Consider the following 11,504-nt stretch of genomic DNA (forward strand, 5'->3'; position numbering starts at 1 on the left):
TCAGGTGATGAATATTGAAGTTTGCAAATCCAAAATTCACAGGGTAACTGTTACAGCTGCCGACCTGCAGTATGTGGGGAGCATTACCATTGATGAAGATCTGATGGATGCGGCCAACCTGATTGAGAACGAGAAGGTGCAAATCGTCAACATTAACAATGGCGAGCGGCTCGAAACATATGTTATCAGAGGTGAGCGGGGTTCAGGCGAGGTTTGTCTGAACGGACCGGCTGCCCGTAAGGTGGCTGTTGGTGATGTAGTTATCATCATTTCGTACGCGACCATGGATTTTGAAGAAGCGAAAAAGTGGAAACCCAGTCTGGTTTTTCCGGATACGGAAACCAATAAACTGGTTTAAGCAATAAAAATATTTTCCATACCGATACCCCGTGGGTTTTCCCGCGGGGTTTTTTAATTTTGGTAGATATCAACTTCAAAAACCCTGAAAATGGCTAAAGCCAAAACTGTTTATACCTGTCAGAGCTGTGGAGCCCAATGGCCCAAATGGATGGGGCAATGTAACAGCTGCGGAGAGTGGAATACCCTGGTGGAAGAAATCGTAGTGAAAAATAAACTGCCAGTACAAGCTGTGGGTAGAAGTTCTTCCAGCCCCCTGCGCCTCGACCAGATTACCAGTGGTAAGCAGGAGCGAATCGATACCTGCAACAGTGAATTGAACCGGGTGTTGGGAGGTGGTTTGGTACCCGGAAGTTTAATTCTTCTTGGTGGTGAACCGGGCATTGGAAAATCGACACTGGTGTTACAGGTAGCGTTGGCACTGAAGGACAAAAAAGTTTTATATATCTCGGGTGAGGAAAGTCTGCAGCAACTGAAAATGCGGGCCAGGAGACTGCAACAAGACAGCGGTGATTGTCTTTTTCTCAGTGAGACATCGCTGGAAAGTGTTTTGGCACACATTGAAAATGAAAAGCCCGATTTGGTGATTATTGATTCCATTCAGACGCTAACAGCTGATGGCCTGGAATCAGCGCCGGGGAGCGTTGGGCAAATCCGCGAATGTGCTTCAGCCATAATGAAAACGGCGAAGCCTGCGCATGTTCCGGTGATTTTAATCGGCCACATTACGAAAGACGGAAATTTGGCCGGACCGAAAGTGCTGGAACATATTGTCGATACGGTTTTGCAATTTGAAGGTGACCGAAATTATTTATATCGCATCCTCCGTTCGGTAAAAAACCGGTTCGGTTCCACTTCTGAGTTGGGAATTTACGAAATGCGACAGGATGGCCTGCGCATTGTTTCCAACCCATCGGAGATGTTGATGCTGCAGCACAATGATGGACTGAGCGGAACGAGTATCGCGGCTTCTATAGAAGGAATGCGGTCGTTCATGATTGAGGTTCAGGGATTAGTTAGTTCGGCAGCTTACGGAACACCGCAACGTTCGGCGACCGGTTTTGATTTGCGTCGTTTAAATATGTTGTTGGCGGTTTTGGAAAAACGGGCTGGCTTTAAACTGATGGCCAAAGACGTGTTTTTGAATATTGCCGGCGGTTTGCGCGTTGATGATCCGGCCATGGATTTGGCAGTCATAATATCGATTCTTTCATCTAATTTCGATATTCCGGTAAGTAAACAGTCATGCTTTGCCGGAGAAGTGGGGTTGACCGGAGAAATTCGCCCGGTGAACCGGATTGAGCAACGCATTACCGAGGCCGAAAAGCAAGGCTTCAGCGAAATTTATATTTCGAGATACAACAAGGGAGTCGATTTTTCCCGCTTTAAAATACAGGTTAACCAGGTGGACCGGATTGAGAAAATGGTCCGGATGGTTTTCAGTCAACGAAAATAAAAAAGGCGGAATGTTATTTCCGCCTTTTTTGTATAATTCAAATGCTTTTTTCTGTTAGAAGAAGTCATCCTGCGTTGTCGTCTGATTTTTCTGACTGTTCTTCTTATTCACCTCGTCACAATCGAGGTTGATATTGAAGTTCGGTGGACGGTCAAATTTGGTGTCCTGCGACAAATTCAGTGTTGAATCAGAATATAACTTATTCATGAAACGGCCGTAAATTGGAAGTGCCATGTTGGCTCCCTGACCAAAGTGAATGCCTTTAAAGTGAATACTTCGTAAGTCTGCTCCGGTCCAAACACCGGTAACCAATTCCGGCGTAATACCAATGAACCAACCGTCCGACTGGTTTTGTGTTGTTCCGGTTTTACCGGCAATGTCAGCGGTCAAATGTCCGTAAACCGGATGCCACCGCAGGCGCTGGCTTGTTCCCTCATTGACAACGCCTTCCATCAGGTTCAGCATCAGGTAAGCCGTTTTCTGGTCAATGGCTTCGTGCTGTTGAGGTGTGAACCGCGCCAGCACATTACCGTCCTTGTCTTCAATCCGATCGACGAAATAAGGCTTGGTATAAACCCCGTGATTTCCGAACGTTCCAAAAGCCCCGACCATTTCGTACAACGAAATATCTGAAGTTCCGAGGAACATCGAAGGTACTGCATCGATGGGACTAATAATGCCCATTTTTCGCATTACATTCTTCATGGCCTGAGGGTTGAATTTCTTCATGATCCAGGCCGAAATCTGGTTTACCGAATTAGCCAATCCCCATTTCAATGTTACCATTTGACCTTCGCGCTCCGACGAAGAGTTCTTGGCTGTCCAGGTTGTTCCATCGGGCAGGTAGAATGTTTGTTCGGTATTGGGAACCAGCGTACAAGGTGAATAACCGTTTTGCATGGCTAGCGTGTAGAGGAACGGTTTCACCGTTGAACCTACCTGACGTTTCCCGCCGGTCACCATGTCGTACATGAAATATTTGTAGTTAGGGCCGCCTACGTAAGCTCTCACGGCTCCGGTTTTCACATCCATTGTCATCATCGACGACCGGAGATAGCTCAAATAATATTTAATTGAATCAAGCGGCGTCATGGTCGTGTCTACTTCACCTTTCCAGGAGAACACGCTCATCTCAACCGGTTTATTGAAGTTTTTCTTGATTTCTTTAAAGTTCAATCCCCGTTCATTAAGCACACGGTAGCGCTCGCTTTTTCGAATTTCCCTATCGAGAATGTCGTCAATTTGACTTACAGAGAGGTCATCCGAAAACGGAGGATGCTTGAGTTCTTTCAGCTTGCTGAAGAAAGTGGGCTGCAAATCGGTACTTAAATGTTCCACCACTGATTGTTCTGCATCCCGTTGCATGCGCGAGTCGATGGTGGTGTAGATTTTCAAGCCATCGTTATAGATGTTGTAGTTGGTCCCGTCCGGCTTCAGATTCTTGGAGCACCAGCCATACAATGGATTGGTTTCCCATTCAATGGAGTCTTCTTTAAATTTTTCGTCCTGCCAAGAAGCATAATTACTCCGGTCGGGTTTGGTGGCCGTCATAATTACCCGCAAATATTCAGTAAAATAAGTACCTGAACCGCTTTTAAAGTCTTCTCTCTTGTATTTTAAGTCGAGCGACTTGGTTTTTAGTGTATCAAATGCGGCCGGCGTCAGATAGCCGTATTTCGTCATCTGCGAAAGCACAACATTTCTTCGCCCAAGCACCATGTCCGGCCTTCGAACCGGGTTGAACAGCGACGGGTTCTTGGCCATACCGACCAGCGTAGCCGCTTCGTCAACATTAAGGCTATCGGGTGTAGTATTGAAATAAATTTGAGCGGCAGATTTCACACCGACTGCCAGATTCAGGAAATCGAATTTATTCAGGTACATGGTCAGGATTTCCTCTTTGGTGAAACTCCGTTCCAGTTTTACCGCAATTACCCATTCCCTGAATTTCCGGATAACGAAATCGAGTTTATTTTCGTATCGTTCCCGCGGGAAGAGCATTTTCGCTACCTGCTGCGAAATTGTACTACCTCCACCGGCACTTTCATTTCCGGTGAGAATTCCTTTGGCTACACGGAACAGACCGCGCAAGTCAATTCCGGAATGCTGGTAAAAACGCACATCTTCGGTTGCTACAAGGGCATTGACAATATTCGGGCTCAAATCCTCGAAACGTACATAGGTACGGTTTTCCTTGAAAAACTTCCGAAGCACTTCTCCATCGTGCGTATAAACTTCCGAAGCCAGAGCTGGTTCTGTGTTTTCCAATTCTTCGAAGGTAGGCATGAAGCCCAAATCTCCTTTTGCAATCAGAGTAAACAGAATTACAACTCCCAGTACGCCCAGAGCATACAAACTCCAGAACGCTATGAGGTATTTTCTGAATGGTTTTTTATTTTCTGTCATGGCGCCAATCCTAGTGAACACGGACAAAGATATAAAATTAATGTTCCTTCCGTTAAACTGATCTCAAGATCAAACAGGTGGAAGATGATGGTAATTCTAATGAAAATAAACGTTTTCAAGCAGATTCAATCAATAAAAAACCGTGCCAGTTTGACAAAGAAGCGAAGAAAAATTTTGAACATAGGTCGTGATTTCCTTTACTTTGCATAGTTTTCACTGCATAATGCATAATTATCGGGAAGGAAGATGGAAGAAAACCTAGTTATTGTCGAGTCGCCTGCAAAGGCAAAAACGATAGAAAAATTTCTTGGAAAAGATTTCCAGGTTACCTCGAGTTTTGGACACATCCGCGATCTGGACAAGAAAGATTTTGGTGTGGACCTCGAAAATAAATACCAGCCCAGGTATATTGTCTCCGACGACAAGAAGAAAGTTGTCAGCGAACTGAAAAAGATGGTGAAGAACTCGAAGCGGGTTTGGATCGCATCCGATGAAGACCGCGAAGGAGAAGCCATTGCCTGGCATTTGATGGAGGTGTTAAAACTTGATCCGGGTAGTACCAACCGGATTGTTTTTCATGAGATTACCAAGGATGCCATTCTTCAGGCTATTGAAAGCCCGAGGAAACTGGATAAAAATCTGGTGGATGCGCAACAGGCTCGTCGCGTACTTGACCGTCTCGTTGGATTTGAGATCTCGCCCGTACTTTGGAAAAAAGTGAAACCATCCCTTTCAGCTGGTCGCGTGCAGTCGGTAGCCGTTCGCCTGATTGTGGAGCGCGAGCGCGAAATCAACAAATTTGTTAGTACTTCCTCTTTCCGCGTCCGGGCTTTGTTCATGGTTCCTGATAAAAACGGACGATTGGCACCGCTCGAGGCCGAACTCGACAAGCGTTTCAATAAGGCCGAAGAAGCCAAAGCATTTTTGGAAAAATGCGATGCTTCCGATTTCGATATTGCTGATATCGTTACAAAACCGGCCAAAAAATCACCGGCGCCGCCGTTTATTACTTCGACGTTGCAGCAGGAAGCCAGTCGAAAACTGGGATTTCCGGTAAGTATGACCATGTCGGTGGCTCAGCGGTTGTATGAAGCGGGACAAATCACCTACATGCGTACCGACTCGGTGAACTTGTCGAAACTGGCCATCGGTTCGGCGAAAGAAAAAATCTCCGAGCTATACGGTGATAAATATGTCAAAACGCGGCAGTTTAAAACGAAAGCAAAAGGTGCACAGGAAGCACACGAAGCCATTCGGCCGACCGATTTGAGGAAAGAAAATATTTCCGGTTCACCGCAGGAACAGAAGTTATATAACCTGATTTGGAAACGTACTATCGCTTCGCAAATGGCGGATGCCGAGTTGGAAAAGACAACGGTTACCATTGATGTTTCGGGAGCCAAAGAGCATTTTGTTGCCAACGGTGAAGTGCTGAAATTCGATGGTTTCCTCGGAGTCTACCTGGAATCGACGGACGATGAAGGTCAGAATGAGGAACAGAAGGGACTGTTGCCCCCATTGAATAAAGGACAGAAACTGGATCTCGATAATATTATCGCGTCGGAGCGCTTTACCCTGAAGCCACCACGTTATACGGAAGCAAGTCTGGTGCGTAAGCTGGAAGAGCTGGGAATCGGACGTCCGTCGACTTATGCCCCGATTATCACGACCATCCAGAACCGGAATTATGTGGTGAAGGAAGATCGTCCGGGTGTTGAGAGAAAATATAAGACGATTCTGTTGAAAGACAGCGATATTCAGGAAGAAGAAAAAACAGAAATTACCGGAGCTGAAAAATCCAAGCTCTTCCCGACGGATATCGGTTTGGTGGTGAACGACTTCCTGATGAAGTATTTCCCGCGCATCATGGATTACAACTTTACCGCTTCGGTTGAGGAACAATTCGATGATATTGCACTTGGAGGTTTACAATGGTATGAAATGATCGATGCATTCTACCGGCCTTTCCATGAAAATATTGAAGAGGTGCTCAATGTTTCGGAACGGACCCGTGGTGAGCGTATCCTGGGTGATGACCCGGCTACCGGGAAAGAAGTGTCGGTTAAAATTGGTCGCTACGGTGCATTTGCTCAACTCGGCGAAGCGTCCGAAGAATCGGAGGAGAAACCTCAGTTTGCCAGTCTTCGCAGTGGGCAGAGTATTGAGACTATTTCGCTGGAAGAGGCCCTCGAGCTGTTTAAACTTCCCCGCGATGTGGGTGAGTACGAAGGAAAGAAAGTAGTGATCGGCATTGGCCGGTTCGGTCCTTACGTGCGCCACGACGGGAAATTTGTTTCGTTGAAAAAAGACATCGATGATCCGCATACGATTGATCTGGAGCGGGCGATTGAACTCATCGAAGAGAAGCGGGAGAAGGATCGGAAAGCGATTATCAAAGTATTCGACGAAGAGGAGCCTGAAATCAGGGTGCTGCAAGGCCGTTGGGGACCTTATATAACGAGCGATAAGAAGAATTACAAAATACCCAAAAATGTTAAAGCTGAGGAACTGACACTTGAGGATTGTCAGGAAATTATAAAGAAAGGTCCCGCCTCAGGAAAAAAAGCAGCCAAAAAGACGGCAACGAAAAAGGCGTCCACCACAACCAAAAAGAAAACAACCGCTTCGAAGACAAAAACAAAGTCGACGAAAACGACGAAGAAGAAAACAAAGTAAGAAACGAAGTCAGGGCAAACACTTATGGAGTTTGCCCTTTTTTATACTGAATTAATATTACCGCTTTACTACCAAACAAATTCCAGATTTCGTATTTTGCTGCCTATGTTAAACGACTTGCTTATTCCGGCTAACGAGTTGACTGTGGCTCGATTGTTTCAGGGAGCTTCTGATTCCCTGGGAAAACAGTTGATTCAGGCTGACCCCTGGGAGGAGAACGAGAAGCTGAAAGTGGTGATTCTCGGTATTCCGGAGAGTCGTTTATCCCGGTTTGAAGGTCTGGAAAATGCTCCCGACATGATTCGCGAGCAGCTTTACCAGTTGACAGCTGTTGGCGATTCTTCGTTGATTGCAGATATTGGAAATGTTCGCCCCGGAAATACACCTGCCGATACGTATGCGGCCGTTCGGATGGTCACCGAATCGCTTGTGTCGAAAGGTTTGCAGGTGTTGGTTCTGGGAGGAAGCCAGGACTTAACATTGCCTCTGTTGGACGGCAGACAAACCAAGCGGCAAACGTTGACAGTTATCGACGACCGGCCCGATTATCAGGCTGGCGACGAGTTCGGTAGGGACGAGAATTTCCTGGAGAAGATTACGACTGGCACTACTCTTCGGTTATTGGGCCTGCAAGCCTACTTCTCGCCGTCAGACAAGACAGATGATTTACTCAAAAAACATGGGGGCCTCCAACTGCCACTGGGCGACTTACGTGAAAATATTCGCGAAAGCGAACCAATGTTGCGTGAGGCCGATGTGATTAGCATTGATTTCGGCGCCTTGAAAGCCCACGAAGCGCCCGGTCAGCAGCGTTTGTCTCCCAACGGACTTTATGGAGAGGAGGCCTGCCAGTTGGCTTGGTATGCCGGAATGAGTACGAAGCTGAATATGACCGGTATCTTTGGCTATAGTCCCTCGCTCGATTTACAACGTTGGGGAGCTGTAATGGCTGCTCAGGTCGGTTGGTATTTTTTGAAAGGAGCTACCGTGCAGAAAGATGAAGAGCCAACGGGAGAGGCTTCGGAATTTTTACATTTCATGGTTCCGGTTGAAGGGGTGGATGAGCCGATTGTTTTTCTAAAGCATCCTGTTACCGGGAGGTGGTGGATGGAGGTAAATTCGAAAAAGAATGAAGAAGTTCGAATTGCCTGTTCTGAAAATGATTACCTTTTGGCGCAGAAAAATGAAATCCCCGAACGTTGGATTCGTTATTGGGGAGTGAATGAAATATAACCAAACAATAATAGTGGTAGAAGCGAGTTATTAACTTAACAGACTAAGCAATTTAAAAACGGTAGAATTAATCTTTTTTTGACCTGTTTTCAGGAGGGGATATTCGACAAGGTTGACGTAATCTATGAAGCGAATACTGATATTTTTGTTTCTTTTAATTATTGTTAATTTCGTTGCGAGAGCCCAGCAGGACCCACAGTTTAGTCAGAACATGTTCAATCATTTGACTATCAATCCGGGATTTGCGGGTAAAAGTGATGCAATTAATGCTTCATTGCTCAACCGTTTTCAGTGGGTAGGATTTCCAGGAGCACCAGTTACCACCGTTTTTAACGCAGATGCTACTGTTGGCCTTATCGGTCAGGAGGATGGTCTCGGTTTTTCCGTAATGAATGACGAGATAGGCTATGAGAAAAATATTTCGGTTAGCCTGATGTATGCCTGGCGTACAGATGTTGGGAACGGAAAACTGGGAACCGGAATTTCCATCGGCTTGATGAATAAAAACCTCAAGCCTGATTGGAGTTCGGATGCCGGAGCTAACCTGATCGATCAAGGAGATCCGTTAATTCCTCAGAGTGAGGTAAATGCTTTGGTTCCTGATATAGGATTCGGGTTATTCTATGAACACAAAGATTATTACCTGGGATTGTCGGTGAAACATCTGAACCAGGCAGTTTATTCTTACGAAGAGAGTGGAAAATATTCGCTGGTAAGGAACTATTATTTTTCGGGCGGATACAATATTCGTTTATCCGACCCGTTATTTGAAGTACAGCCATCGTTATTGTTTAAGACAGATGCTGCCAGTTACCAGGTCGATGTAGATGTGAATGTGCGCTATAACAAGCGCGTATGGGGAGGACTGGGCTATCGGTTAAATGATGCTGTGATTGTTTTGCTTGGGACGGAGTTTCGAAATGGGATTAAGGTAGGATATTCTTATGATCTGACCATTTCACCGCTCGCCCGTTACAGTTCGGGTTCTCACGAGTTTTTTATCGCTTACTCGTTTAATCTGAACCGGAGAAGAGAACAAAAATATAAAAGCGTTCGATTTCTATAATAATACATTGAAGCGTGAAAATATTTGTGCCACATATGAACAATAATATGAGACGATTATTCTTCTTTGGTAGTGTAGTTGCCATCGTCCTGTCTCTGAGTAGTTGTAACCGCGGAACAAACGGTGAACTCGTTGGAGTGGGGAAACGAGGTAAGTATTTTGAGCCCACCCCTTTTGGAATGACCATGGTTCCAAGGGGAAGTTTTACGATGGGGCCGAGTGATCAGGATATCTCTCATTCGACCTCTCCCTCAAGAACTGTTTCTGTAGATGCATTCTGGATGGATGAAACGGAAATCACCAACAATGAATACCGACAGTTTGTGTACTGGGTTCGCGACTCTATTGCTCGTCGGATGCTTGGACAGCAATTTGACGAGTTCCTGAACACGGAAGATCGGGATGGAAATCCGATCGATCCGCCAACAATAAACTGGGACGAGCGCATCGACTGGAACGACCCGGATTACAAGGAGGCGCTTGCGGGATTGTACTATGCGCCCAAAGATCGTTTGTTTGGCAAGAAAGAGATCGATACGCGGAAACTCAATTACAAATATTTTTGGGTTGACCTGAAGCAAGCCGCTAAACGGGCTAATGCTTACGATTACAAAACACAGAGTTATAAAGGAACCGTTAATGATATTGATGGTAAAGTAGTCCCGATCGAAGGCCGTTCCAGCTTTATTATGAGCGATGCAGTAAATGTGTATCCCGATACATTGGTGTGGATAAGAGATTTTACTTACTCGTATAACGAACCCTGGGCTACCATGTATTTTTGGCATCCCGGTTTCGACGACTATCCGGTTGTAGGTGTGACCTGGAAACAGGCGAGAGCATTTTGTATCTGGAGAACCCGTTACAAGAATGCAGCTTTGGCACAACAAGGTGAATATGCTGTTCAGGATTACCGGTTACCTTCGGAAGCTGAATGGGAATACGCTGCCCGTGGAGGACTTCAGAATTCGATGTATCCGTGGGGTGGTTACTATACCCGTACTCAGGAAGGTTGTTTCCTGGCGAACTTTAAACCTATGCGGGGAAATTATATCGATGATAAAGGACTGGCAACGGTTAAAGTCGGAACATACGATCCGAACGGATACGGATTGTATGATATGGCAGGTAATGTGGCCGAATGGACCATTACTGCTTACGATGAAGCTGAGTACAACTTCATGAATGACTTTAATCCGAACTATGAATATAATGCTCTTCCGGATGATCCTCCTGCGATGAAAAGAAAAGTGATTCGCGGTGGCTCGTGGAAGGATATTTCATACTTCCTGCAGGTAGGTACACGTACCTATGAGTATCAGGATACAGCGAAATCGTACATCGGATTCCGTTGCGTACGATCGTCATTTGGAGATGAATTTTAGAAAGGAATTAAACCATTAAATTGCTTTTGCCATGGGATTGACCGATTTTACGCATTCCAGACGATGGAAAGTCTTCATGAACTATGTATACAGTATTGGAGCTGCCATCGTGCTTTTGGGTGCACTGTTTAAACTTCAACACTGGCCCGGTGGTCCGATAATGCTGACCATTGGTATGTCAACCGAAGCGTTGATATTTTTCCTGTCTGCTTTTGAACCTTCGAACGAACCGCCGGACTGGACCAAAGTTTATCCGCAGTTAAAAGAAGATTTTGCCCATCTGGATGCAGACGAACTTTTCGAAGAATCGCTGAACAGGAAGCCGAAGAGCTCATTCGATATGGATACCTTCCTGGAATCGACAGAAATATCGCCTGAGTTGCTGAATAAACTGCAGAAAGGACTGACTGATTTGAGCAACACGGCACAGAGTTTCGCCGATATTTCTTCTGCTACAATGGCAACAGATGTATATGTGAAGAACCTGAACGCTGCATCTGAGTCCATGAATATATTTGCTGAAGTAAATACACGCGCAGGCGAGAGTGTTGACAGTACTATTAACAAAGTGGTTCACTCAGGAGAAAAACTGGCTGAGTCTTATCACGAGTTTGTCAATACCATCCAACGTGACTTCAAGGTATTAAATGATCATTCTGGCAACTATACCGAAGAACTGGAGCGCATCAATTCGAATCTTTCGTCTCTGAATGCCTCTTATGAAGTACAGTTGGAAGGAGCCCGCAAACAGGCTGAAACAGCTTCTTCCGTACATAAGGATTTTGCTCAGATGAACGAGTTACTGTCCAGTTCGGTACAAGAGGCTAAAAAATATCAGGCCCAGGCAGAAGAGTTAAATAAAAATCTTGAAGCGCTCAACAACGTATATGGAAATATGCTTGGAGCCATGAATATCAAGAAGTAA

8 protein-coding genes are annotated in these 11,504 nt (G+C 45.5%); 7 read left to right on the forward strand and 1 reads right to left on the reverse strand.

Going from position 1 to position 11,504, the window contains the following annotated elements:
* Window positions 1–7: 7 nt before the first annotated feature.
* The gene (gene panD, locus GJU87_RS19020; RefSeq protein WP_106541133.1) at window positions 8–358 is read left to right on the forward strand and encodes an aspartate 1-decarboxylase; all 351 of its coding nucleotides are present in this window, start codon (window positions 8–10) and stop codon (window positions 356–358) included.
* 90 nt (window positions 359–448) lie between these two features.
* A complete protein-coding gene (radA, locus tag GJU87_RS19025; RefSeq protein WP_153640922.1) occupies window positions 449–1,813 on the forward strand; it encodes a DNA repair protein RadA in 1,365 nt (454 codons plus the stop codon).
* A gap of 54 nt (window positions 1,814–1,867) precedes the next feature.
* Here radA and GJU87_RS19030 read toward each other — a convergent pair whose 3' ends face one another.
* Window positions 1,868–4,219 carry a penicillin-binding protein 1A gene (locus GJU87_RS19030; RefSeq protein ID WP_153640923.1) on the reverse strand — a complete coding sequence of 784 codons (2,352 nt, stop codon included), beginning with the start codon at window positions 4,217–4,219 and terminating at the stop codon, window positions 1,868–1,870.
* A gap of 246 nt (window positions 4,220–4,465) precedes the next feature.
* On the opposite strand from GJU87_RS19030, the gene topA reads away from it, so the two are divergent.
* The 5 genes from topA (at window position 4,466) to gldL (ending at window position 11,504) form a co-directional block, all read left to right on the forward strand.
* Window positions 4,466–6,895 carry a type I DNA topoisomerase gene (gene topA, locus GJU87_RS19035; RefSeq protein ID WP_153640924.1) on the forward strand — a complete coding sequence of 810 codons (2,430 nt, stop codon included), beginning with the start codon at window positions 4,466–4,468 and terminating at the stop codon, window positions 6,893–6,895.
* Window positions 6,896–7,000: 105 nt separating this feature from the next.
* Window positions 7,001–8,128, forward strand: coding sequence for an arginase family protein (locus GJU87_RS19040; RefSeq protein ID WP_194831582.1), 1,128 nt, complete (start codon window positions 7,001–7,003; stop codon window positions 8,126–8,128).
* Between the two features lie 124 nt (window positions 8,129–8,252).
* Window positions 8,253–9,194 carry a type IX secretion system membrane protein PorP/SprF gene (locus tag GJU87_RS19045; protein WP_153640926.1) on the forward strand — a complete coding sequence of 314 codons (942 nt, stop codon included), beginning with the start codon at window positions 8,253–8,255 and terminating at the stop codon, window positions 9,192–9,194.
* Window positions 9,195–9,241: 47 nt separating this feature from the next.
* Window positions 9,242–10,579: an SUMF1/EgtB/PvdO family nonheme iron enzyme gene (locus GJU87_RS19050; RefSeq protein WP_153640927.1), complete on the forward strand. Its 1,338-nt coding sequence runs from the start codon at window positions 9,242–9,244 to the stop codon at window positions 10,577–10,579.
* A gap of 31 nt (window positions 10,580–10,610) precedes the next feature.
* Window positions 10,611–11,504, forward strand: a complete 894-nt coding sequence (gene gldL / locus GJU87_RS19055; protein ID WP_106541139.1) for a gliding motility protein GldL — start codon at window positions 10,611–10,613, stop codon at window positions 11,502–11,504.

The sequence above is a fragment of the Prolixibacter sp. NT017 genome, assembly GCF_009617875.1.
Taxonomy (GTDB): Bacteria; Bacteroidota; Bacteroidia; order Bacteroidales; family Prolixibacteraceae; genus Prolixibacter.